The sequence below is a fragment of the Pontixanthobacter aestiaquae genome, assembly GCF_009827455.1.
In the GTDB taxonomy this organism is placed as follows: Bacteria; Pseudomonadota; Alphaproteobacteria; order Sphingomonadales; family Sphingomonadaceae; genus Pontixanthobacter; species Pontixanthobacter aestiaquae.
The window spans coordinates 980,886-1,004,716 of sequence record NZ_WTYZ01000001.1 but is presented as its reverse complement, the minus strand read 5'-3'; the positions used below and the strand labels follow the sequence as shown (position 1 = coordinate 1,004,716).

The 23,831-nt window shown below is 57.1% G+C and carries 28 protein-coding genes and 1 pseudogene; 10 read left to right on the top strand and 19 right to left on the bottom strand.

Annotated elements, in window-relative coordinates; translation table 11 throughout:
* Positions 1-276: 276 nt before the first annotated feature.
* From dapD to GRI35_RS04705, 3 genes are all read left to right on the top strand, one after another.
* Positions 277-1,116, top strand: a complete 840-nt coding sequence (gene dapD / locus GRI35_RS04715) for a 2,3,4,5-tetrahydropyridine-2,6-dicarboxylate N-succinyltransferase (RefSeq protein ID WP_160613099.1) — start codon at positions 277-279, stop codon at positions 1,114-1,116.
* Between the two features lie 95 nt (positions 1,117-1,211).
* A complete protein-coding gene (locus GRI35_RS04710) occupies positions 1,212-1,523 on the top strand; it encodes a hypothetical protein (RefSeq protein WP_202390509.1) in 312 nt (103 codons plus the stop codon).
* A 2-nt stretch (positions 1,524-1,525) separates the two neighbouring features.
* Complete coding sequence (locus GRI35_RS04705; RefSeq protein WP_160613098.1) at positions 1,526-1,753, top strand: hypervirulence associated TUDOR domain-containing protein; 228 nt, start codon at positions 1,526-1,528, stop codon at positions 1,751-1,753.
* Between the two features lie 6 nt (positions 1,754-1,759).
* Here the strand turns inward: GRI35_RS04705 and GRI35_RS04700 are convergent, their stop codons facing one another.
* Positions 1,760-3,013, bottom strand: a complete 1,254-nt coding sequence (locus GRI35_RS04700; protein WP_160613097.1) for a dipeptidase — start codon at positions 3,011-3,013, stop codon at positions 1,760-1,762.
* Between the two features lie 83 nt (positions 3,014-3,096).
* Here GRI35_RS04700 and GRI35_RS04695 point away from each other — a divergent pair, with 83 nt between their 5' ends.
* Positions 3,097-3,501: a DoxX family protein gene (locus GRI35_RS04695; RefSeq protein WP_160613096.1), complete on the top strand. Its 405-nt coding sequence runs from the start codon at positions 3,097-3,099 to the stop codon at positions 3,499-3,501.
* 6 nt (positions 3,502-3,507) lie between these two features.
* Here GRI35_RS04695 and GRI35_RS04690 read toward each other — a convergent pair whose 3' ends face one another.
* The gene (locus GRI35_RS04690; protein ID WP_160613095.1) at positions 3,508-3,759 is read right to left on the bottom strand and encodes an SWIB/MDM2 domain-containing protein; all 252 of its coding nucleotides are present in this window, start codon (positions 3,757-3,759) and stop codon (positions 3,508-3,510) included.
* 48 nt (positions 3,760-3,807) lie between these two features.
* Entirely contained in the window at positions 3,808-4,416 is a 609-nt protein-coding gene (locus tag GRI35_RS04685; protein WP_160613094.1) for a YbhB/YbcL family Raf kinase inhibitor-like protein, read from the bottom strand.
* A 258-nt stretch (positions 4,417-4,674) separates the two neighbouring features.
* Here GRI35_RS04685 and GRI35_RS04680 point away from each other — a divergent pair, with 258 nt between their 5' ends.
* From GRI35_RS04680 to GRI35_RS04670, 3 genes are all read left to right on the top strand, one after another.
* Positions 4,675-6,120 (top strand): S41 family peptidase, encoded by a 1,446-nt coding sequence (locus GRI35_RS04680; protein ID WP_160613093.1) that lies wholly within the window; start codon positions 4,675-4,677, stop codon positions 6,118-6,120.
* 456 nt (positions 6,121-6,576) lie between these two features.
* Positions 6,577-7,482 carry a hypothetical protein gene (locus GRI35_RS04675; RefSeq protein WP_160613092.1) on the top strand — a complete coding sequence of 302 codons (906 nt, stop codon included), beginning with the start codon at positions 6,577-6,579 and terminating at the stop codon, positions 7,480-7,482.
* Between the two features lie 82 nt (positions 7,483-7,564).
* Entirely contained in the window at positions 7,565-7,912 is a 348-nt protein-coding gene (locus GRI35_RS04670) for a DUF962 domain-containing protein (protein WP_160613091.1), read from the top strand.
* 212 nt (positions 7,913-8,124) lie between these two features.
* Here GRI35_RS04670 and GRI35_RS04665 read toward each other — a convergent pair whose 3' ends face one another.
* Entirely contained in the window at positions 8,125-8,784 is a 660-nt protein-coding gene (locus tag GRI35_RS04665; protein WP_160613090.1) for an MliC family protein, read from the bottom strand.
* Positions 8,785-8,920: 136 nt separating this feature from the next.
* A complete protein-coding gene (locus tag GRI35_RS04660) occupies positions 8,921-9,502 on the bottom strand; it encodes a fasciclin domain-containing protein (RefSeq protein WP_160613089.1) in 582 nt (193 codons plus the stop codon).
* A 167-nt stretch (positions 9,503-9,669) separates the two neighbouring features.
* Between GRI35_RS04660 and GRI35_RS04655 the strand changes: the two genes are divergently transcribed.
* Positions 9,670-10,128, top strand: a complete 459-nt coding sequence (locus tag GRI35_RS04655; RefSeq protein WP_160613088.1) for a GFA family protein — start codon at positions 9,670-9,672, stop codon at positions 10,126-10,128.
* Positions 10,129-10,160: 32 nt separating this feature from the next.
* On the opposite strand, the gene GRI35_RS04650 is transcribed toward GRI35_RS04655, so the two are convergent.
* The 4 genes from GRI35_RS04650 to GRI35_RS04635 form a co-directional block, all read right to left on the bottom strand.
* Positions 10,161-10,406: a hypothetical protein gene (locus GRI35_RS04650; protein ID WP_160613087.1), complete on the bottom strand. Its 246-nt coding sequence runs from the start codon at positions 10,404-10,406 to the stop codon at positions 10,161-10,163.
* Positions 10,407-10,505: 99 nt separating this feature from the next.
* Complete coding sequence (locus GRI35_RS04645; RefSeq protein WP_202390508.1) at positions 10,506-10,712, bottom strand: cold-shock protein; 207 nt, start codon at positions 10,710-10,712, stop codon at positions 10,506-10,508.
* Between the two features lie 277 nt (positions 10,713-10,989).
* Positions 10,990-11,427: a COG3650 family protein gene (locus tag GRI35_RS04640; RefSeq protein WP_160613086.1), complete on the bottom strand. Its 438-nt coding sequence runs from the start codon at positions 11,425-11,427 to the stop codon at positions 10,990-10,992.
* On the bottom strand, positions 11,424-11,840 hold the full coding sequence (locus tag GRI35_RS04635; RefSeq protein WP_160613085.1) for a BLUF domain-containing protein: 417 nt from the start codon (positions 11,838-11,840) through the stop codon (positions 11,424-11,426). Before GRI35_RS04635 ends, GRI35_RS04640 begins: the two co-directional genes overlap by 4 nt.
* 386 nt (positions 11,841-12,226) lie before the next feature.
* Here GRI35_RS04635 and GRI35_RS04630 point away from each other — a divergent pair, with 386 nt between their 5' ends.
* Together GRI35_RS04630 and GRI35_RS04625 are read left to right on the top strand one after the other, a co-directional pair.
* On the top strand, positions 12,227-12,766 hold the full coding sequence (locus GRI35_RS04630) for a lipocalin family protein (RefSeq protein WP_160613084.1): 540 nt from the start codon (positions 12,227-12,229) through the stop codon (positions 12,764-12,766).
* Between the two features lie 10 nt (positions 12,767-12,776).
* Positions 12,777-13,247 (top strand): YaiI/YqxD family protein, encoded by a 471-nt coding sequence (locus GRI35_RS04625; protein WP_202390507.1) that lies wholly within the window; start codon positions 12,777-12,779, stop codon positions 13,245-13,247.
* A gap of 32 nt (positions 13,248-13,279) precedes the next feature.
* Here GRI35_RS04625 and GRI35_RS04620 read toward each other — a convergent pair whose 3' ends face one another.
* From GRI35_RS04620 to thiC, 10 genes and pseudogenes are all read right to left on the bottom strand, one after another.
* Positions 13,280-13,780, bottom strand: coding sequence for a hypothetical protein (locus GRI35_RS04620; protein WP_160613083.1), 501 nt, complete (start codon positions 13,778-13,780; stop codon positions 13,280-13,282).
* 32 nt (positions 13,781-13,812) lie between these two features.
* Entirely contained in the window at positions 13,813-14,673 is an 861-nt protein-coding gene (locus tag GRI35_RS04615) for a hypothetical protein (protein WP_202390506.1), read from the bottom strand.
* Between the two features lie 92 nt (positions 14,674-14,765).
* The gene (locus GRI35_RS04610; RefSeq protein ID WP_160613082.1) at positions 14,766-15,272 is read right to left on the bottom strand and encodes a hypothetical protein; all 507 of its coding nucleotides are present in this window, start codon (positions 15,270-15,272) and stop codon (positions 14,766-14,768) included.
* A 145-nt stretch (positions 15,273-15,417) separates the two neighbouring features.
* On the bottom strand, positions 15,418-17,166 hold the full coding sequence (locus GRI35_RS04605; RefSeq protein ID WP_160613081.1) for an LTA synthase family protein: 1,749 nt from the start codon (positions 17,164-17,166) through the stop codon (positions 15,418-15,420).
* 369 nt (positions 17,167-17,535) lie between these two features.
* Positions 17,536-18,084 carry a Pvc16 family protein gene (locus GRI35_RS04600; protein WP_160613080.1) on the bottom strand — a complete coding sequence of 183 codons (549 nt, stop codon included), beginning with the start codon at positions 18,082-18,084 and terminating at the stop codon, positions 17,536-17,538.
* 148 nt (positions 18,085-18,232) lie between these two features.
* On the bottom strand, positions 18,233-18,871 hold the full coding sequence (locus tag GRI35_RS04595) for a hypothetical protein (protein WP_160613079.1): 639 nt from the start codon (positions 18,869-18,871) through the stop codon (positions 18,233-18,235).
* Positions 18,872-18,986: 115 nt separating this feature from the next.
* A complete protein-coding gene (locus GRI35_RS04590) occupies positions 18,987-19,367 on the bottom strand; it encodes a type II toxin-antitoxin system death-on-curing family toxin (protein ID WP_328598423.1) in 381 nt (126 codons plus the stop codon).
* 223 nt (positions 19,368-19,590) lie between these two features.
* A pseudogene (locus tag GRI35_RS04585) lies at positions 19,591-19,842 on the bottom strand (AbrB/MazE/SpoVT family DNA-binding domain-containing protein).
* A 51-nt stretch (positions 19,843-19,893) separates the two neighbouring features.
* Positions 19,894-21,753 (bottom strand): hypothetical protein, encoded by a 1,860-nt coding sequence (locus tag GRI35_RS04580; RefSeq protein WP_160613078.1) that lies wholly within the window; start codon positions 21,751-21,753, stop codon positions 19,894-19,896.
* Between the two features lie 164 nt (positions 21,754-21,917).
* Positions 21,918-23,813, bottom strand: a complete 1,896-nt coding sequence (gene thiC, locus GRI35_RS04575; RefSeq protein ID WP_160613077.1) for a phosphomethylpyrimidine synthase ThiC — start codon at positions 23,811-23,813, stop codon at positions 21,918-21,920.
* Positions 23,814-23,831 lie beyond the last annotated feature (18 nt).

The following is a 23,831-nucleotide window of genomic DNA, read 5'->3' as shown; positions in this document are numbered from 1 at the left end:
GATTGGCCCACCGCCCCCTCCACCACCGCCACAACCGGACAACAGAGCCAGCGCTGTAAAGGCGGTTCCAAAGCGGTACTGGGATCGGGCTTTATGAGTTGGGGGCATAGTCCGGCCTCGTATTTATCCCCTCTATATTGATGATTAGCCTGAATTATCGTTCAAGGTAAAGGGTTAGCAGCAAGTAAGATTTGCGGCCTTGCAACGCTATGCCTCTTGCTGGTCTCTCGCCCTGTCGCTAGCAGCACCAGCGAACCCTCTATCTGGAGCCGCATAATGACCGCCACGCTTGAAACCGCCATTGAAGCTGCATGGGAGGATCGTGCCAATGTCACACCCGACAGCAGCGAAGTTCGCACAGATGTCGATGCTGCTTTGGCGATGCTCGATAGCGGCAAAGGCCGCGTGGCTGAGCCCGATGGCAATGGTGGTTGGACAGTAAACCAATGGCTGAAAAAAGCCGTGCTGCTATCCTTCCGCCTCAACGACAATGTCGTGATGGATGGCGGATCAGCAGGCGCGCCAGCCTATGACAAAGTACCCTCCAAATTTGCCGGTTGGGATGATGCACGCTTTCGCGATGCAGGTTTCCGGGTGGTCCCCGGGGCAATTGCCCGTCGGGGATCGCATATCGGCAAGAACGTCGTGCTCATGCCCAGCTTCGTCAACATCGGCGCTTATGTCGATGACGGAACCATGATCGACACATGGGCGTCGGTTGGCAGCTGTGCGCAGGTCGGCAAGAACTGTCATATCTCTGCAGGCACCGGAATCGGCGGAGTATTGGAGCCAATGCAAGCCAACCCGACTATCATCGGCGACAATTGCTTTATTGGCGCACGCTCCGAAATAGTTGAGGGCGTGATCGTTGGCGAAGGCTGCGTTGTGGCGATGGGCGTATTTATCACGCAATCAACCAAGATTGTGAACCGCGAGACCGGTGAGATCATTACTGGCCATATCCCGCCATACAGCGTTGTTGTGCCGGGGGCGTTGCCCGGAAAACCGCTGCCAGACGGAACACCGGGTCCATCACTCGCCTGCGCCGTGATCGTTAAAACTGTCGATGCGCAGACCCGTTCCAAGACTGGCATCAACGACCTGCTGCGCGCCTAGAAATTAGCGAGCTCTGGAACCTCGGATTGGACTGACCGTTCAAATCCTGCCACACGAGGCCGATAGATCGGTCAACAAACAAGACGGAATTACATATGCACAAGCACGGCGAAGAAGTTCACATTAACGATACCGAGGCCAGCGGTGGCCGCAAGACCGGGCACATGCGCTGGGTTTTGGGCATTGGCTTGTTGCTCGCCATCGGCCTGCTTTCACTTATCTGGATAACCGGCGCCCTATCGCAAGGTTCGGTTGAAGAAGAAGCCTCGGCCGGTGCGGCTACAGCTGCCGCAATGGATGATGAAGACAAGGGTACAGATAGTATCGTGAGCGACGAAATCGAAGAAGCTACAACTCCAGCTGTTAGCGAAGAAGCGCTTGCGGTAAAAAACGATCCTACGGAGTAATCATGAGCAATTCCAACAGCTTTCAAACGGACCAGTATGTCAAATGGAACTGGGGTAATGGTGAAGGAAAAGGCCAGATAAAAGAGCGCTTCGAGCGCGAAGTGACACGCACTTTGCAAGGAACGGAAGTCACCAAGGACGGCGACGCAGACAATCCTGCTTATTTGATCAAGCAGGAAGATGGTGACGAAGTGCTAAAACGCGGCTCGGAATTGGAAGCCCAGAGCTAGTTTCACTTAGTTAGGCACAGGCGTTTCGATTGGCGCCATATCCGATACGCTGGCCTTATACGCTTCGGCGGCGCGCATAACGCGCATCATATTGCCGAATGAGATCTGCTCCAATTGACTCTTGGTATATCCTCGACGCGCAAGCTCGGTGAACAAGGCCGGATAGGTCGACACATCTTCGAGACCGTCGGGTGCAAAGGGGATACCGTCATAATCGCCGCCAATACCGATGCTGTCGATACCAGCGACATTACGGACATGATCGATGTGATCGGCGGTATCGCTGATCCCTGCTTTGGGTAGCGGATTGGCCTCGTCCCACTCTTCCATTCGCTTAGTTACTTCTATTGGTTGACCTTGCCATAGCGCCTTGAGACGCGCTTCTTCGGCGGAACGGTTGGCGTTCCATTCGCGTGCTGGTTCGCTAAGAAAGCCGGGCACGAAAGTGACCATGATGATTCCGCCATTTGCGGGAAGGCGTTTCAACACTCCATCAGGCACATTTCGCGCGTGGCCGTTGATCGCGCGGGCCGATGAATGGCTGAAAATCACTGGTGCTTTCGCCACATCGAGCGCGTCGTGCATTGCCGCTTCGCTGACATGACTGAGATCGACCAGCATTCCGATCCGGTTCATTTCGCGCACTACATCTTTGCCAAAATCAGTCAGACCATCATGCTCGGGCGTGTCGGTCGCGCTGTCGGCCCACGGGGTGTTTTTGGAATGCGTCAGCGTCATATAGCGCGCACCGATCTCATAAGTCTGGCGCAAGATAGCGAGGCTTGAGCCGATCGAGTGACCACCCTCCATACCCAGCAACGATGCAATCTTGCCGCCCCTCATAGCTGCTTCCACGTCGTCGGCGGTGAGTGCCAGCTGCAAATCATCGGGATATTTGCCAATCAATCGCTTGGTCACGTCGATCTGTTCGATCACCGCTTGCACAGCCTGCGGCTCGCTTAGCGAGGCGGAGACATAGACCGACCACCATTGCGCCCCGACCTTTCCGGCGCGTAACCGCTCCAGATCGGTGTGCATCGTGCGGCCCGACGAATGCTCCGGCCCAGTGTCGGTCGTATCTTCGAAATCAAACTCGCCAATCATATTGCCAAACCGCCCGCGCAATTGGATCGGCACATCATTATGCCCATCCCATATCGGCGCGTTCTCCAACGCTTCCGCCGCGGTCTCTTCGGGCGTTTCCGCAGCGAGCGGCGTCGCCAGCAGCGCGATCAAAGGAAGCAGTGCGAGCTTTTTCATTTACGGTCTCCGAATGCGGCCTCTATGGCTGGCAAGACTATCGCAAGAGAACATCGGGAACACAACAATATGTGCGCGAGCTTATGAACTTTCGAATCATCCTGCTGTGGTTGCTCGCAGTCTTCTATGCGATCGCCGGCTATGCGCATATTGCATCACCCGATGGCTTTTTGGCTATCATGCCCGATTGGGTGCCTTACCCGGGTGCAGTCGTGTTCTGGACGGGCGTGGCGGAGCTGCTGGGCGCTGCGGGACTGGTGCAACCATGGCGGCCGCAATTGCGCAAGGCAGCAGGCATCGGCCTTGCTCTATACGCGCTGTGCGTATGGCCTGCGAACATCAATCATTTTGCTATGGATTTGGCGCGTGATGACGGCGGAATGGGCCTGATCTATCATGTGCCGAGAATGATTGCGCAGCCGATTATCATCTGGCTCGCGCTGTGGGTAAGCGGAACGACCAATTGGCCGTTCCGCTCCCAAAAGTAATCAGATTTAGCTGAGGTGTTTGGACACCGCAGCTGTCATCTTGAACATCGAAATCTGGTCGTTACCGATTACGGCGCCCAGTTTCGCATCAGGATTGATCTGACGCTTGTCCTTGCTGTCCTGCAGGTCATTCCCTTTGATGTACTCCCAAACTTTCGACGTAACTTGTGCGCGGGTCAGTGGACCTTTGCCGATTACATTCTCGAGCTCTGGTGAGAGAGTTACAGGTTTCTGAAGTGCATTGTTTTTGCCAGCCATGGTATGTTCCTTTCCTAGATTGGCTTCACTTAGTAATATCGCGGTCTATTAACCGTCGTCATCCTCGTCCCAGTTGTCTGCCAGGTCGTCGTCACCTTCCTCGCGCTTATAGGTGCCTGTTAGCACCGCTGCGGCAACGACATGGCCTTCCATCGCCTTGACCAGCTCGGCACGCGAAGCACCGGGCATCAAGACCATCGGAAGGTCGAGCGCGAAGATCTGAAAAACATATATATGTGCATCATCGTCCATCGGTGGCGCAGGCAGCTGCCATTCCGAATTGCGTTGAGAATTTTTGCCGACCCGCGGAGGTGTCTCGCCCTCCAGCAGCATGCCCTTTTGTCCGGGCAGGCCCCATACAGTCCAATGGCACGTCGGCGTATCGCCGCCCGCATCGGCGTCCTCTACCAAAATCACAATCTCTTGCGCGCCAGGAGGCGGTGCATTCCATTCGAGAGGCGGAGCAACAGCGTCTTCCTCATCCGCGGTAAAGCACGGATCAAGCTCTTCGCCATGTTCGAATGCGGGGCTAGATAAAGAGAAGCCGCCGCGCCCGAAGGAACGCTCATCGGCCAGTGTCGCAATGGTCAGCCTGGCAGCATGCTTAGGCGCGCTTTTCAAAGCGCTACTCAGCCAAGCGGGAACTTCTGCAGACATTAGCATCTCTCTCCTTGAAATAATGTTCTACGCCGCTTCGCAGAAGGCGGCGAGGCTTGGGCAACAGAAATTAGGGTCAAAATCGGGGTTTTCCACCGATGCGGCACGAAAATCGGGGTGAAATTACCTGTTTTACGGATGAGCAACCATATTTTCACGCAATCACCGCTTGCCCAGTCGCCGCTCAGGCTGCATCCTCCAGCCAGCAATATGGATGCCCGGACGCGGGCAGGGACGCAATTTCGGAGTAATTTCACCATGGGTATTGGTCGCAATGTGTTGAGCGTGACGCTCGCAATTTCTCTTGCCGCTTGTGGTGGCGGAGATTCTTCTCCGCCGATTACCGGCGGTGCCACCCCGACGCCCACACCCACTCCAACAACCGCAGGCTGCTCCTTGTCCGAGCGGCAGGACTTCGCCTTTGCCGTGTTCAACGAATGGTATCTGTTCCCCGACCTGCTCGACACCACAGTCAACAAGGCAAACCACTCGACCGTCCAGTCCTATATTGATGCGCTGGTCGCTCCGGCGCGGGCCCAGAACAAGGATAAAGGCTTCTCCTTCGTCACCTCGATCAAGGAAGAAAACGAACTCATCAACAGCGGCTCCAGCGCGGGCTTTGGCATCCGTCTCGGCTATGACACGGCCAACAACCGCGTCTTCGTTATCGAGGCATTCGAGAGCGCGCCCGCCTTCCCGCAAGGCTTCGACCGCGGTGTCGAACTTATCTCGCTCGGAACATCGGCATCCACTCTCGTGTCGATTTCGAGCGTGATGGCGAGCGAAGGGCCGCAAGGCGTGATCAACCGCCTTGGCCCGTCCGACCCCGGCTTGCAGCGGACGTTTGTAATCCGCCAGCTCAATGGCACCGAATCGCAAGTGACTGTGACCAAGGCCGACTTCTCGCTCGACGCCGTGTCGGACCGCTACGGCGCGCTGACTCTGAATGATAATGGCAAGCTGGTCGGTTATATCAATTTGCGCACCTTTATTGTGTCCGATGCGGCCGGCGATCTGCGCACCGCGTTCCAGAGCTTCCGTGACCAGGGTGTCACCGAGATCATTCTCGACTTCCGCTACAATGGCGGCGGTCTGGTCAGCATTGCCGAGCTGATGGGCGACCTGATGGGCCGCAACCGCGTGGGCCAAGTGTTCAGCCGCACCGTTCTGCGCCCCAGCAAGGCGTCGGAAAACGAAACCGAGTTCTTCCAGACCGAGGCCGGTTCCATTCAGCCCACCAAAGTCGCGGTGATTGGCCGCGGCGGCACGGCCTCTGCAAGCGAGCTCGTAACCAATTCGCTGATCCCCTATCTGGGCAACAATATCGCGTTGGTCGGAACCAACACATCGGGCAAACCGGTCGGCCAATTCGGCTTCGACCTTGCCGCCTGCGATGACCGGATCCGCGCCGTGACCTTCCAGACCGAAAATGCCGACGGCAATGGCGAATATTTCAGCGGGCTGGCGGGCGTGATGCCCAATACCTGTCAGGCGAATGATGACATCTCCAACCAGCTTGGCGATCCGGCAGAGGCCTCCGTCGCCCGTGCGCTCGCCTTCCTGAGAGACGGTGCGGCGTCCTGCACCCCGATCACCGGCACCCCCGGCTTCCAGGGCGTGCAAAGCCGCAGCGCGAGCGAAAAGCAGTTGCTGCAGCCAGACAATCCGTCAGCAGTCCAACGCGAAGTGCCGGGTCTGTTTTAAGAGGCCAGCGGACTACCCTTTTGACCGTCATTCCCGCGCAGGCGGGGATGACCGGGCCTCGCGTTCAGGGTCCCACCTGTCACCTAACTCACCATCAAAGGGCGTCTGAAGGGCGAAACAGGGTGACAAAGGTGACACCGTGTCACTTTCGGCTTTGGCTAATCTCAGATTATTTTTCATAGACTTACCAGTCTTCATGCGAGGGTTACGGACGGGGAACAGAGGCCTTATCTGGCACCTTTTCGCGGGAGCGGTGAGGCGGACGCGGGCTGCCCCAGCGCGAACAGAAACGCCGCCAGCATCCGCACGCGGCGGGAGAACGTCAGGGGAGAGAACAGCCATACAGACCAATTAGGCAGATTTTATGTGTGTAGGAAAGCAATGTGACCCAAGTCACATATGGTCTGGCCCATTGTCTCTAGCTTTGTCGAACTTTCAATAAAGGGAGATTTGAAGATGACTGATCTGGCAATGATTATCGGATCGACACTGGCACAAGACCTCTTTGGTGCACTCAAATATCCATATCGGATGAGAGTCGACGGCAATGTGAAAAGCGCAGCAAAAGGAGGCAATCCGGACTTTCCTGTCGCTGAAGGAGAGGACGCTGAAATCACTTTCCTAGACGGCGACACATCGTCTGATGACGATGCTTTCGAAGCTAATTTTGATGGTGTGTTGGATGCCATAATTGACGCCTATCTCGATCAAGAAAGCGGCCAAGGCCTCGTTAGTGCTGATTCCGATGCAGAGGCGCATGCATTGGTTGCGCCTTACGCGGTGGACGAGAGCAGCAGTCGCTCGAAATCGATCTCATCGATCCGCCAACGTATGGAAGATGATGACGAATTCGGGCAAAAATTTTCCGATTTTGCGTCAAGCAGGTTCGAGGCTGGCATCGATTGGGTCGAAGCCGAGCTTTCTAAACGGCCTGATCCAGCGATGGGCAATCCAGTAACACTGAGCAATCTCAAGATTGCAGTACGGGCTAGAGCGAAAGCCTGCATCAAGGTTTTTGGCAGGAAATTCTGCGTCAAGGCTACCAGCCCATGGATTCGATTCGAAGGAAAGCAAGCCGCCGTTCATTTCGATGTCGACGGCGCAAAGATTTATGGTCGCGGGCAGGTCTCGAAACTGGATTTTGTGATGACGATCAAAATTCTACGCTGGCGCATCAAAGTGCGGATTGGCGTTACGGGAATCGTAAACCGGCAATTGTCCAAACAGCGCCCGTTGTTGATGGACTTCTCATCAGTCAGGGTGAAAGTGCCTGGCGTCGGGCTGAAATATTCAATCAGTTCCGTCGACATGCCAGCAAGCGGTACCGAAACGCGTATTGTACTCGACGGCCAGTTTAACTAGCTTTCCGGCCACAAGGCGGGCGGGGGTGCATGCCCCGCCCGCCTCGCTTGACGACATTAGAACGCCGGTTCATCCTCCCCCCATGACCAAGACCTACACCACCTTCGCGGAGTTCTGGCCGTTTTACCTGCGTGAGCATTCCAAGCCGACAACCCGCGCGTTGCATTATATCGGGACCACGCTGGTGATTGCGGTCGCGGTGTTTGCGGTGTGGACGGGGTTTAGTAAGGGCAATTGGTGGTGGCTCGCCGCTATGCCAGTTGCGGGATATTTCTTCGCATGGCTCGCGCATTTCACGGTCGAGAAGAACCGCCCTGCGACCTTCACCTATCCGTTATGGAGCCTGATTTCGGATTTCAAAATGTGGTGGCTATGGCTTACGCGGCGGCTTGGGCCAGAACTGGAAAAGGCTGGGGTTGCCCCAGAGTAAAAAGCCCGCTGTTTCGTCATTACGAGGAAGCGAAGCTGGAGTCGAAGACGAAACAGCGGGCGACCCGGCAATCCAGAGTTGGCGCGAAATACTCTGGATTGCCGCGCTTCGCTCGCAATGACGAGATGGGGATGTCGCAAGCACACTCAGCCCATTGCCTAATTACTGACAAATCTCTTCGTACCAATCTCGCCATGGGGGGGCACGCTAGGCTAAGGACACCCCTCGCCTGCAAAAGTGCCGTCGATCTGCGGGGCCTCGGTGCACAGGATGCCGCCCCATTGATAGGCTTCGGTGCCATCGGACAGGCGGATCATAAACCATCGATAGCCGTTCATTTCCTCACCCGTATCGACCAGCAGAGTCACCGGATCACCTTCTCGCAGGCTGGTCACGCGGTCAAACTCCATGCCCGGACCGGCGCGGACAATGCCGCCCCATGATGTGGCCGGAGCCTCCAGCGATTGCGATTCTGCATAGGCATCGGTTTCTTCGTCCCCAGAGCCCGACATTTCATCGGGCGCTTCCTCGCCAGCAAACCGGCAGGTGGTCGAACCGGCTTCGGTTTCGAGGATGCCCTCCGGCCCTTTTGCGTGGAACACATAGCCGAGACCGGCATATTTCATGCCCGATGCGGCGGGGATCTGGCGCATATCGATGACCGACACCTCGCCTTCCATGCCGCCATCATGGGTGACCGAGATCTGCACGGACGCGTTGGCGGAATTTTCGGACGAGATGACCACCAGAGCATCGGCATCGCCCAGCGCGTCACACATATATTGGTCGTCGAAGGAGGCATATGCAGGCGTGGGCAGCAGCATGAGACCTCCCATTGTGACAAGGCTGGCAAACAATGTCTTGACGGTCATTCCGGTGGTCCTCGTGATTGGGTGTGCAGCGCTTCTATCACATGGCGAGCCGCACACTTGCACAAAAACGAAAAGGGCGGCCCTTGCACCGTGCAAGAGCCGCCCCTTCTTCTTCGATCAGGCTATGCCGCCGGAATTATTCTTTTTCGGCTGCTGCGGGCATCAGAACCGTGTCGATCACATGGATAACGCCATTCGTTGCTTCAATATCGGCGGCTGTGACGGTGGCTGTATTCCCTGCTGCGTCGGTCAGGGTGACAGTACCCATCGATGCTTCGGCAGTTAGTGTGCCGCCTTGGACCGTCGTCAGTTCCGCCTTGCCGCGACCGTCAAGAATCGCCGCATCAAGTGCTTCGGCCATCGTTTTGCCGCTGACGACGTGGTATGTCAGAATACCGGTCAGATCGTCTTTTGCTTCCGGCTTGAGCAAGCCGTCCACGGTGCCTTCTGGCAGCTTTTCAAAAGCAGCATTGGTTGGTGCGAACACGGTGAATGGACCTTCGCCCGACAGCGTTTCAGCGAGATCGGCTGCGCCGACTGCAGCGACCAATGTCGAGAAATCTTCATTGCCCGATGCGACTTCGACGATTGTACCGGCGGGCTCAGCTGCAACAGCTTCGGTTGCTTCTGGTTCAGCAGTTGTGGTTTCGTCTACAGGTTCAGCACATGCTGCCAGTGCAAGTGCCGATGCGAGTGCGGGAATAGCGAATTTCTTCATGAAAGTAGATCCTCTGAATTAGGAGAAATAGGAGTCCACGACAGAATGTCGGGGTTCAAGGGTAGCAATGCGCCAGCGAAGCGGTGGTTCCGAATTGGATTGATTTCGCCATTGTGGACACACACACACTCTACCTGCGATGATACAGCTACGGAAGGGGATGCGATATGGATGCACATGATGACGCTGGCGTGATCGATCAGGCCGAAGGCAAATGTCTGTGCGGTGCAGTGACCATCGTGGTTGCACAAATGAAACCGCATCTCGATATTTGTCACTGCGATATGTGCCGCCGCTGGGGCGGGATGGCGTTCATGGGAATAAGCGGCAAGAGCTTCACACTGTCGGGTGAAGAGCATGTGACCAGCTACCCCTCATCCCAATGGGCGGAGCGGGCGTTCTGTAACACATGCGGCAGCAATCTGTGGTACCGGTTTACGCCGGACGATCACTACAGTTTTCTGGCGGGGCTGTTCGATCTGCCCGATAATATCGGGTTTCTGCAGCAGATATTCATCGACGAGAAGCCGGGCTATTATGACTTCGTGCAGCAATGCCCGATGAAGACCGGTTCGGAGATTATCGCTGAGGCTGAGGCGGCGGGTCACATTTTTCCAAGTGATTGACCCGCGCCCAGTTCGTTAAAAAACCGTCGCGGTCATTCAGCAGGAACGGCTTCCAGTTCTTTGGCAGCGGCCAGTTCGGCTGTTTCTGCCTGACGTTTCTCGCGTTCGATGCGGGCGACTTCGCGCTCCTGTTCCATCTGTTTCGCGCGGTCGGCCATTTCGCGCCATGCGGTTTCGGACCGGAGTGCACGTTCGCGGACATTGTCCAGCGTCGCTACAGCTGCTTCCGCCGCGGCTTCGTTCGCACGGGTATTGTAGAATTCGAAATTCTGACTCAAAACATCTCTCCTACGGTAGTCATCATGGGTATCTCTGTGAGAAGCCGGATGCGGGTTTGATGCCGCATCCGGCCGCTCAAAATTTGGCGTAAACCAGGCTTACGCCTCTGTCAGGTTCACTGCAGAAGTTTTGCCGTTACGGCCTGTTTCCAGTTCGTAATTTACGCGCTGTTCCTTATCCAGCGTCTGCATGCCAGCGGCATGTACGGCTGTGATGTGAACGAATGCGTCATCGCCGCCATCTTCAGGCGAAATGAAACCATAGCCCTTGTCGGCGTTGAAGAATTTTACTGTACCGGTAGTCATTATTGGCGTTCCTTTCGAGAACGTAGAACCCTTCACAGCGGAAGTGCTGCGGCAGGGGTATGCATCAGTGCGTGAAATGAAAGGAAGTCGTCGCCAAACGTGGAATCGCCCGATTATGGGCGCTATTCCGAAGTCCAAGTACCGAAGTTCCGTCGCAAATTTCGACGTCAGCGAGAGCGTATTAGCACGGTATTGCAGATTCGCCTAATGCGCAGTGCATCGGCTGTTTATCGGCAGGTTGGGCAATGGATCGGAATGTGTCGGATAATGTGTTGGATCACGGGTTCTGGTCGCCGGTAAACGGCTTTGCATCGGTCCAGCCGCAGCCGCTGCGGGTCTCTTCGCCGATCTTCAGAGTGATGGTGAAGGGATAGTCGCGGTCGGCCATCGTATCGCTACAGGGGCTATCGGTCACAAGCATGTCGAATGTGGCACCGCTAAGGTCTCCACTGAGACTCAACCCACCCATTCCGGCAAAGCGTTTCACCGCGATGACCTCACCTTCGATGTTTTCCGGTGTTGTGTAGCGCAGCTCTTCCCCAGTGACATCGCCACCCCAAAACGGCTCATTACCGCCGAAATAGAGAGTCTCGCCGGGGCCGACACCGGCAAACTTCTCGGCGGTATCAGCGGTTACTGTACCAGGCTCAGCATTTCCCCCGCAACCGGCAAGCACAAAGGCGGTAATGCCCATCAGTAAACTTCTGCCGATCATTCCAATTCTCCTGAGTTGTCGCGAACCATCGATCCGAAGCTCGTAAACAGCATTTTGGTTTCGGGCCGGAATTCTTCCGGAAGCGATTCTGTCAGTTCCTGCGCACTACCCGCTTTGGCGCGAGGCACCACGAAAATCCGCATTGACCAATCCGGGCATTCTCTGCTGGTCTTATCCTCACGGCGGATGATAGCCATATCGCGATGTCTCGTATCGCGCGCAATTGTCTCGATCAGCTCGTCGATCACATCGCGGCGCCCTTCGAGAAGCTGCATGAAATGTTGCCCGTTATAAGCGAGCATACCGGTCACACCGGCGAGGGAATTATTCTTCGCCGCCACTTTGGATATTGCATCAACGCTAGCCTCGTCCGCGCCGTCCGCGACGGTGCTGACATAAATCAATGAATACATCGACGTCCCTACTACCGCCTCACTTCTGAAACTCTTTTCTGACAAAAATATGACATGCGCAAGCCCGGCAAACGCATCAGGTGGCTCGGATGTTACAAAGCTTTACAGCCATTTCCTGAAAAATACAGGTCAGTTTGCTGGTGGTTCATCGAACCCTCAGATGATTGCGCTTAGCGCCTTAATAGCAATCTGTTTGACTTTGTCGCGCTTATGCAAGCCAGTGCCACCACGCTGCTGCAAAGTGGATAATGTTACCGCTTTGGGCAGGTGGGTGAATATCAAACTCTCATCCCCTGCCCAATTTGGCTTCTCTCTCGCCCTCGACAAACCGGCGTCTGGTCCTCAGAGCACACATCCGGCTAACACCGACATGCGAAGGACAGCAGATGAAGCCCCGGACAATCATTGCAGCAATAGCGGTAGCAATCGCCACTTCCGGATGCGTGGGCAAGCCGGGCCCGGTTGGCAACATCGCCGTTCCGCAGCCCGCAAAATCTGTCGATACAAGCAAATATCTGGGCCGCTGGTACGAATATGGCCGCTACGAAGCGCCGTTCCAAAAAGGCTGCGAAGCTGTCACAGCGGACTATTCCTTGCGTGAGGATGGCAAGATCAAGGTCGTCAATTCCTGCCGCAAGCGGAGCGTCGAAAATGACGCCGACCAATCGACCGGACGCGCCAAGATTGTCGAGGGTTCCGATGGAGCGAAGCTTAAGGTCTCCTTCTTCGGCCCGTTCTATGGCGATTACTGGGTTCTGGATCGCGGCGAGGCTTACGAATGGTCGATCGTGGGTGAACCCAGTGGGCGCTATCTGTGGATGCTGACCCGCGAGGCAAAGCCTGATGCCAAGCTACAAGCCAAGCTGAAAAGCCGTGTCGTCGAGCTTGGTTATGATTGGTCGCTGGTGCGGATGACTAAACATTGATCCGGTCGGTATGAGCAGCAGACTGACCATCCTTGTCGATGCCGATGCCTGTCCGGTGAAAGAGGAAATCTACAAGGTCGCCGCGCGCCACAAGGTGCCCGTTGTGATTGTGAGCAATTCCCCGTTTCGTATCCCACAAAGCCCGCTGGTCAGCCGTGTGGTGGTCAATGACAGCTTCGATGCAGCGGATGATTGGATTGCGGAACGCGCCGCCCCAAGCACCGTCATTATCACTGCCGACATCCTGTTGGCAGAGCGCTGCGTCAAGGCCGATGCACAGGTGCTGGCGCATAATGGCAGGCCGTTCACCAAGGACTCGATTGGCAGCGCCATCGCGACCCGCGCGATCATGGCCGATCTGCGCAGCGGCATGAATGCAGGCGACGGGATCGGCGGACCACCACCATTTAGCAAGCGCGACCGAAGCGAATTTTTGCAGGCGCTGGATCAGGTGTTGGTAAAGATGCGGCAAAAACGTTGACGAGCGAGTGAGCCCGCCAAGCAGCCGCGAAATCACATATGGCCGCCTTGTCGGCATTTGGGAACCGATACATCTCGTGTGTTGGTCAGCAGGGAATACAACCCTTCCAACCCCGGAGATGCCCCAGCGGTATATAAGGCCAGTGCTTGCTGGAGAGCGGCCACTGCCCGGCAAGCCCGCGCAGTCATTTTTCCATCCAGTTTGGCATAACCCGCGCCGACGGTGAGCATCGACAGGCCGCGGGCAATGGCAAGTGTGTTGCGCTGCTGTGGTGTGGCATCAGCCGCGTCCCGCTCAATCTTCAGCGTGGCTTGATAGATTGCCGCGCATCGGTCGATTGCCGCCTCGCTATACTCCGCCGCTTTCGCGGTATTGTTGCAATTGTGGGCCGCGATAATGCGTGCGTCATAGATGTCCTGCGCATTGAGATTTCTTGCATTGGCCGTGCCAGTTATCGGCGCCAAAGATGTAATCAGCAGCACAGACAGCGCTGCGCCTGATCGCAGCCAATGATATGGTTGGATGTCTGTCATCTTCAAAAGCCCCTTTTACTGCACGGTCCCAATTACCAGCATGTCTTATTGACCGGATTACCCAGACACAGATTACGCTGATATCGCCGCCAATTGGCGACATCGCGCGAACTGCTGCCGAAAGGTGTTGTCGGTGTTCGCACGTAACCTGTGGTTGATGTGTATCCGAAGGTGTTTGCTTGAGCGCGCCAGGTGGTTGTCTGTTCCGCCGCTCTCTGACGCTGCAGCTCAGCCTCCTGCTTGGCCTGCGCCTGACGATTCTCATAATCGACACGGCGCTTCAGGCGCGCCGCATCAGGGCAGCTTTCCCGCAAGCCCGCGTCGCACGACTGTTTGTGGAACGTATACGCCCGGCGGTGATCCCAATTGGCCTCCAGCGCTTCTGCCCATGCACGGCAGGCGGCTCCGGCCCCGTAGCGCTCGCACAACGTTCTAGACAGATCGTAAGTGATTGCGTTGTGATATCCCTTCTGGTTCCGGTAATATCTGAGCGCTTCCCAGCACGTATTGGGGGAGGCGCCCTGCAGGCAGACATCCGCCATAACCAAAGCGCGCTTACCCGGATCGGTCGTTTCGAAATCGTCCCATGGGCGGCACAGATCATACATGCCTGCAAAACAGGATATCCGCGCAAACATATGCGAGATTGGGCGACCATCTTGTTCGAAACTGGTTTTGCGGAAGCGGCGATACCCGATCTCGCACCGGTCTGTGTCACCCGCCATGCACACTTTCATCCAGGTGGTGGCAACGTCACGATCAGTCCGTTCGAACAGTTCTGCCGCCAGTTCGACTGCTTTGTGACAAGGGGGTTGGTTTTCGAAACTGCACGCTTCGAGATTGGACCACCATTCGGCCTTTTTATCCTGCGCTGCCACGTTGCCGGAACTCAATATCGCTCCGCCGAAAACAAGCGGTACACACAGCAGTCGAAGCAGTCTGGAAATCACTGTCAGGCTCCTGTTCAACCGTTTTGGTACGCCGATCAGCTATTGTCGTCAGCGCATTTTTCCATGGCATTATACACAGCGCCTTTGCCCTGCCATGTGAAAGGCCCGTAGCTGTTGCCGTCAATCTCTACCGTGAAAGAACTGGCGCCCGCAAAGCCATTATACATCTTGTCAGACGCCTCTCCAGCACCCCAGCCGCCCCACACATATTCGCGAAAGCCGCCGGTGTTGTAGCCGCCGGAGCGCGAGGGTCCGCTGGTGCCGCTATCGAATTTCACTGTCATCGGATGATTGGCTTCATTGTCTTCGCTGCGAAACTTGTTGACGAAGGGGCCGGTCATCCGAAGCGCCAGATTACCATCCCGCAGACGGTTTGACACTTCCGCGCGGATACGCTCGCCATCGTTGTCCTTGCCGAACACGCTTATCCGGCACACACCGCTGCCATATTCTGCTGCAAGGCCCGAGGCATCTGCCTGTGGCCCATCGACCAGTTTGGCACCTTGCAATGCCAACAGGCTAGCTGCCAATACAATACTCATTCCATGATCCCCACTCCAATATGCTTAACTGTGGCTCATTAGCACGATCATCGCCGCACCGGTTTGTAAGGAAACGACAATTATTCCGCCCCGCTGAGCATTTGCGCTCTGACAGGACTTGGGTCACGCATCGGTCATGCTTCGCCTAATAGGGTCGGCGCTTATGCCGGCATTCCGGACGGCGCAGCACCTCCCGCTCGGCGCCCGGCATAATCACGCACGCCGGCTTGACGGCATGCCACAGCGGCTCCCAGCCGAAATGGATATGCATCTCGCTGGCGAAGGTTTGCGGATCTTCTTCGGGATCGATCAGGTCGGGGCCATATTTGCCGCGCACGCCGTTGGTCTCGTAGCCCATGATGCGCAGCAGGCTTGGGAAAATCTGGAAGTGGCTCTTGCGATTGCGGTTGGCGGTTGCTGCCTGCTGCCAATCAATCATTGCCGGTTCGTTTTCGACAATTGCAAGCGGCACGACAGCTTCCTCCATCACCGCATCTTTACGGCAATGGACGAGTTCCCCCGGTAGCCCGCGTTCATGAAATTGCTGCCCGTGATCAGAGGTGTAGATCATGGTGAATGGCGGCGCGTCTTCAGCCAGTTGGGCGTCCAGATGGTCGAAGAACCCGCCGACCGAGCGCGAGACTGCGCGGCGATATGCCGCCTTGTAAACGGCCCAACCGTCAGGTCCGGATGCCTCTTCGCCCAGCGGAATACCGCCAGCAATAATCGCCGCTCCTTCCATGTCGGGCTGCTTAGCATTTTCGTCAGGAACAATATCCTTGAGTGGGAAATGCACGCCGTATTTGTTGACCAGTATGAACTCTGGAACACCATTGTTCAGCCGCTCCGCCAATGCATCCGCAATACGGAAATCACGCAGAGACGCCTCGACACCATCGAAATAGATTTCCTCGTCGATGTCCAATTTCTCGGCGTCGGTCATGTAGTTTTCGGAGCGCCCGCCACGCTGTCCATACATATACACGGTGCGCAAGCCTGCACTCTGTGCGTGCGCCCAGATCGACGGGGCTAGCGCAATATTGCGGCGGAAGTCATCGCGCTGCGCACCAAAACGCAGGCCTGCATTGGTGGCCATGCTGCAATTGGTCATAGAGCTGGTGATGCCGAAATTCGCCACATTCCATGATCGGCCAGCATCGAGCAGGCCGGATCGCTCACCATCGGGGTTTATAAGGTCCAGATACGGTCCGGCGACACTCTCATCGACGATCAGGACGATATCACGCGCAGGCGGGCCGCCGGATAGCGGCAGCGCAACCTGCTCACGCACACCGACATGGCCCTGCGTGCTTTCATACCCATACAGCGCCGCGTAACTGAGCCCCAGCCACGGAGCTGCATGTGCCTTCACTGCGCCTTGAGTGCCGTAGACGGTCCGGATTAGAAAACCGGCAGCAACCAGCGCGAGCAGGATCATACCCACTTGGACCGTTTTCGCATCAAGCCACTTCGGGTATGCTGGTGGCGACAGGCCCACGCCGAACAAGGCAAGTAATGCAGGCAAGCTCGCCCACATAATTATGCCGCCATGCATGGCATACATATCGGGCAGCGCACTGCGTGCATCGATCATAGTCACGAAATCAAAGAAGCTGATCGGTACCCCGGTAACCGCTCCCGCTCCCAGCACGATCGCAGTCGAAAGAGCGAGAAACACGGCAAAGCTCCACCGCAGCCACGCGCACCGGACATAGGCGGCGGCAAATACTGCCAGATACATCAGCCAGAATTTAATCGGCACACTGAAGAGCGACCAATCGCGATCCCATTCCGCATAGACATCCGCCCAATGCAACAGATCAGCCGCTAGCAGGCCGAGCAGCAAAGCGGGCTTCAGGAAAATAGCGGCGCGAGAGCCGTCCGATTGAGTCATTCTGGTCGGCATACTTCCCCTGCCCCTGCCCCTGCCCCTGCCCATACCCATGCCCCTGCCAATACCCATAACCGCATATACAGCCTCCTTGCGATTCCACACGGTCTATCTAAACTGTGCCCGTTCGCCGCGAGTCCCGTCCGCATGCAGATTTTTGGGCAGGCGCACCTATTGAGCGCCCTGCGCGCAGCGGAGGTGACACCCGATTTTCAGTCTGTACCCGCCGGCAATGTGCAATAGCTTGAGGCTAATCGGGAGGCGAGGTGCGCCATACCGGGATACAAGGACGGCCGAGGTCTCTGAGAAAGAAGCGCGCTGGGTCGGGGTAGCGATCATCTAGGGAGAGGCACTGGCCTGTTCGCACAGCGGCTACCCGTCAGCCTGCATTACCGCAGACGCCTTGCAATAGAGCGGTATGCTCCAGCGATCTGCCAGCGGCGGAGGCGTACTGACTGCACCCGGCTGGCTCCATTCGATACGCAGCGGTTCGAAGGCCGTGCCTTGTGCCACCGCAGCCTCATACGCTTCGCGCAGCAATTCCGGGCCGCTGCTTGCCGCTCGGGACAGTTCATCGCTGTCGATCAGGGGGTGCTGCTCGAGAGAGCTGATAATGCTCCCGCACAGCGCCTCGCCGATAAAGCCCGCTCTTGCCGAGACGGCCAAAGCATAATGCAGATCCAGTATAATGGGTTGCCGTATCCGGCCATGCTGCCCCGCGCCGCCACGCCGGGACATGCTGCGATTGCGGACTGCGGGCTTGCGATCGATCTGGTACAGCCGCACTTCAACCGCAGGCTGCGTATCCTGCCCGGCTGGTTCCCCTGTTACCAGAACGCCCGGCTGCACAGTGTCGGCAATTGCGCGCAATCTGGAATGGAGAGCAGCAGTGGCCAGCGCGATAGTCCAGTTAGAATCCATGCTTACGCTCCATATTCAGACGGTTAGCGTCGGCGGCCCTTATCAGCATATTCGCGCAACAACTCAAGAACGCGGCCTGTCGCACCTCTCAGGCTGACTGCTGCGCCATCGGATAATCCCAGGACAGGGTGACAAAGGTGACACCGCGTCACTTTCGCGCATCCTCTTTAGCCTCTTGTAATACCGCCATTAATTCGTCGTCGGAGAGGGCGGACGGACAGGAATAGGGGCTTGTGTTTTTGCCCGCACCCGGCCCGAAACCGCGCAGGCCATCGAACTCGGCCGGGTCTTCGGGAGTGAGCGCGCCGGTCTCCACCGGCTCGCCATTTTCGAGCTTGCCGAGCAACGCCTCGAAATCGCGCGCATTGCGCTCCGCCGCAGGGCCAAGCCGCCCGAACGCCGGATTGCCGCCGAACGTCATCATCCGCATCATCGCAACCGTCAGCCGCTCGTCGAACTTGCGGTAGCTGCCGATTTGCTCGCCCTGAAAGAACACCGGCATCTCGGTCCCGTTCAGCGCACGGTCCAGCGCCGTGTGCGCGAGGACGTCGAAGGAGTGATGAAACGCCACCTCCCAAGCCAGATCGAACGCCTGCCCCTTCAGCTTGGAGCGCAGCCGATACGCCGACTGCCGCGACATGGAGACCGACTTGGCGGCCTCGGTGACCGAGTGCGTGGCCGACAGCGCGCGAAGGAACGCGGCCTGTTTGGTGAGGGTCCAGCCGTCATGGCGCGGCGTGTGTTTATGGGGAGTGGCGGGCGAAAGGGATGTGTCGTGCTTGCTCATCCGGCAGCTTAAGGCAGATTTTGGGCGTGTAGGAAAGCGCGGAGGGCGCGAAGCAACGGTAGCGCGCCTGAGAACGCGCGGGTATCCAGCCAAAGGTGCCATCAAAAAACCCACGTCATTCCCGCGGAAGCGGGAACCTAGGGCAACCGAGCGCTAATCCACTCTGGGTCCCCGCGTTCGCGGGAATGACGAAAAGGGCTAAAGCTAAGCGCTCACGGAACCAGTCGGGCAATTCCGCCTCGCTCAATTCGCCACCCGCGAGTGCCACAACAATGTCTATCGCCTCCCTCGGTGGAAACGAGAGGCTCTGCCCGTTCAGTCGCAGGAACAGCCGCGCAAAGACCCATGCGGTGCGCTTGTCGCCATCGGCAAAGGCGTGATTGCGGGCGATACCGAAGGCATAGGCAGCGGCCTGCGCACACAGATCGTCCTCGCCGTAGGTCCATTCATTGACCGGACGCGCGAGCGCGCTTTCCAACGCGCCCTGATCGCACACGCCGGTTGGTCCGCCATGTTCGGAAAGCTATCGGTCATGCACCGCCAAAGCGATATCGAGCGAGAGCCATTCGGGCTCTTTGTGGTCGGTCATACCTTACTCCTCTCCCTTGAGGGAGAGGTCGGGTGTGGGTGTACGGCATCGCTGTCTGGCGTCCCGATTACAAATGTCGAGCACCCACCCCTAGCCCCTCCCTCAAGGGAGGGGGACACGTCTGTTGCTATTACTTCGCCAATTCGCGCAGGATATCGCGGTCCTCGCGCATAATCTCTTCCGCCGCTTCCATCTTGGCGGCGAAATCCGGATCGATAGCCGTCAGCTGCACGCCATCAGGAGTCTCGGACAGATACACAGCATCGCCCTACCCCACCCGCAGCCGCGCCAGCACATCCTTGGGCAGGACAATCCCGACAAAGTTGCCGATTTTGGTGACTTTGAGCGGCTTGTTCTTACGGGCGTTATGACGAAGCCCGATTATTGATGCGATCCTTTGTGTTCATTACCCGCGAAATTTGGAGCGATCGCTTCAGTTGCAGAAGCTTGATGCGCCACATCTGTATTGGCTCGTTCGTCCACTCAGATAATCCATATAGGATTGCTCCCGATAGGACTGGTCTGTATTGGTTGGCTGAGAGGCTGAACGCTGAGCCGGATGGAGCGGGGTGCGGGGAGAACCGCCCAGAATGACACGCGGGATGTAGACTTCAGCCGCCCTCGCGCGCCGTTTGGCGATTTCATTCTGCACAAGACGCAAATCGTCGCCCACAGCATAATGGGTAGCAATCTGCAGATTATTGTCGCCGATCTGGTCATATCCACCGCGCAAAGATCCGACTACCCAATTGGCAACCGCTTGGCTGTTGCCCCTTCTGGCAATCAACCACGCCCCAAAATGGTCACCCTGCTGTTGAAGTTGGCGTATTCGCGAATGCATGGCTTCCTGCTCGGCCGCGCGTTTTCGTTGGCGTTCTTGCTGCGCCAACCGTGAAAGCCGTGCAGCTTCGGCTCGCTCGGCGCGCAAGCGCGCATCACGCTCGTCACGTTCGCGCAGCTTCTGACGGTAATAAGTCGTTCGAAAATTCGTGATCGACGCTGCGTTAGCCAAGGGCTCTCGGTTTAATGCAGAGAATCCATCGCTCAGCAAGTCGGCGCGCCCATCGCTGCGAACGGCCGCAAATGCGCCGGTTTCGGGACTAGGCTTGGATAGCGGGTTCAGCGATACATATTCTGCGTCGGCCTGGCTCGAAAGAATGGAATCCATATGCGGAATATAAGCCGACTTATATTCTGTCCTGTTATCAACATTTGTCACTCCAGCGGCTAGCGTCGGCGCAAGACGAAGCCCGTCTGGAGTATCCCAAATCGCCACCCAGTGCTTACTAAAAGCACAGCTACCGCCTTTGCAATCAAGTAGCTGATAATTGGCGCTGGATTTGCTTGACGCCAACGAAGTAAGCTCCGCAACATCTGTTCCTGCTTTCGCTGGGCGTAACCCCAGCAGAGCTTCAGGTTTGGCAAAAATGTCTTCGCCTGAAATAACGGGCCAATACAGACCTTTTTGTTCATCGAGCACAACCATTGGATAAGAGTGGAGGTCCCTTACCACCAACATTGGTGCAAACGGGGGAGTAAGCGCTTTGTCACCGTCCTCACTGAAGAGCTGGTTGTAATGGCGCCCGTCTGCATCGACGCGATTGACCAATGCGATTCCATCATAAAATGTCTCAACTGGAAAACGCCCCTCGGCGAGCACTTCTGGTGGAGCAATGTTATCGATCACGACGGAAGATGCGTGCCCCTCTGAATTTATCAGCCGGGCGGCAAGGCTTCCGTCCGCCTTTTTTGACACCAACACCCGGTGCGATTTTCCGCCATCGATCATGCTAAGGTATGGGCCGCCAAAAGATCGACTCCGGGAGTAAGCCCCCTCCCCCAAGAACGTTTTTGCGCCGGACGGCAGGTCAAGACGGAACCAGTTTTGTGTTCCAGGCTGCTGCACAATTGCAAAATCGTCACGCCAGATATCGATGCTCGCCCACTCAGGGTCGACGAGGAAGCGGTACTCATCTTGGCCCTTCTTCTTCGGGTTATAAGTCTTGATCGCAAAGCCCTGAAGCTGCGATCCCTTCGATACCTTATTCTTGCCAATGCGCTTATCGCCATTGAGGATATAGGTGAAAATGCGGCCCCAAACGGGCGCCCCACCGCTCTCGACACGGCTTTGCAGCCTAACGTCTCGCAGCCCGCATTTCTTTTCAACTGGGTCGCCCAGCGTACAAAAACCGCTGAGCACGCTTGTCCCGCGGGGTTTTTTGGCTTCCTTCATCGATTGTGCTTGAGCTACTGTTGCAACGAGTAGGCACGACAGAAAAACTAGGATACGCATAACAATGACCCTCTCAAATCGGCATAAGCCTAATCTCAAGACAATCAGACTGTAAAGGCCCGCTCACTCCTCCGCCAGCAAATACAATTCGCCCGCCCTCTCGGCTAGTTGACCTCACTGCGCTCGGTCGCGTCGGGGGCTTTCGCCCCCCTCGGCCCCTCTGCTCAATCAGAAGGCAGATAAATCTCGCTGCCTTCTTCTTTGAAGCGTTCGCTCATCTCGCGCATTCCCTCTTCGGCAGCCTTACGGCTTGCCTCCGCCGTATCCGCGCCCAGTTTCTCGCTGGCGATAAAGCCTTCGGCGGTTTGATTCTGCTTAGCTGCAAAATCACGCACCTCTTGGCTGATCTGCATCGAGCAGAATTTCGGGCCGCACATGCTGCAGAAGTGCGCAGTCTTTGCGCCTTCAGCTGGCAATGTCTGGTCGTGATATTCCTCGGCGGTTTCGGGGTCGAGGCTGAGGTTGAACTGGTCGCGCCAGCGGAATTCGAAGCGGGCTTTTGACAGGGCATCGTCACGGACTTGGGCGGCGGGGTGGCCTTTGGCGAGATCGGCGGCGTGGGCGGCCAGCTTGTAGGTCACCACGCCGACTTTCACATCGTCGCGGTCGGGCAGGCCCAAATGTTCTTTCGGGGTGACGTAGCAAAGCATTGCGGTGCCGTACCAGCCGATTTGCGCTGCGCCGATGCCGCTGGTGATGTGGTCGTAACCCGGCGCGATATCGGTCACGAGGGGGCCAAGCGTGTAAAAGGGCGCTTCGCCGCACACCTCCAGCTGCTTGTCCATATTCTCCTTGATCTTGTGCATGGGCACGTGGCCCGGCCCTTCGATCATCACCTGCACATCTTCCTTCCACGCGCGGTGGGTCAGTTCGCCTAGCGTGTAGAGCTCGGCGAATTGTGCCTCGTCATTGGCGTCGGCGATGCTGCCGGGGCGCAGGCCGTCGCCCAGCGAATAGGCGATGTCATAGGCTTTCATGATTTCGGTAATGTCGTCGAAGTGCTCGTAGAGGAACGATTCCTTGTGATGCGCAAGGCACCATTTCGCCATGATGCTGCCGCCGCGGCTGACGATGCCGGTGACGCGTTTTGCGGCCATCGGGACATAGGGCAGGCGCACGCCGGCATGGATGGTGAAATAGTCGACGCCTTGCTCGGCCTGTTCGATCAGCGTGTCGCGGAAGATTTCCCAGGTGAGGTCTTCGGCGACGCCGCCGACTTTCTCCAGCGCCTGATAGATCGGCACGGTGCCGATGGGGACGGAGGAGTTGCGGATGATCCATTCGCGCGTGTCGTGAATGTTGCGCCCCGTACTGAGGTCCATCACCGTATCCGCGCCCCAGCGGGTGGCCCAGACCATCTTGTCGACTTCATTGGCGACGTCCGATGCAACCGCGCTGTTGCCGATATTGGCGTTGATCTTGACGAGGAAGTTGCGTCCGATCGCCATCGGCTCTGTTTCAGGGTGGTTGATATTGTTGGGAATGATTGCACGGCCTCTGGCGACTTCATCGCGGACGAATTCGGGGGTAACGAATTCGGGGATCGCTGCGCCGTAGCTTTCGCCGCCTGACGGGGCAGAGCGGGCGATCTCGCGGCCGATATTTTCGCGCGTGGCGACATATTCCATCTCGGGCGTGATGATGCCTTTGCGGGCATAGTGCATCTGGCTGACGTTCTGACCGGCCTTGGCGCGCAGCGGCTTGCTGATGACGTTGGGATATTCGGGGACGCCTCCCGAACGATCCGGGCCGAGCTGGCCGTTATCTTCAGGCTTCACTTCGCGCGCATCATATTCCTCGACATCATCACGGCCCATGATCCAATCACGGCGGAGCTGCGGAAGACCTTTATTGATGTCAATCTGCGCAGCCGGATCGGAGTACGGGCCAGAGGTATCATAGACCCGCACTGGTGGTTCGCCGCTGGTCGGCTCCAACTCGATCTCGCGCATCGCGACTTTTACATCTTTGTTGCCCGGCGACGGCACATAAACCTTGCGGCTGCCGCGAATGGGGCCGGTGGTTACGCCGATTTCGATGTGTGAGTTGATGTCAGCCATGCGCGTATTCTCCAATAG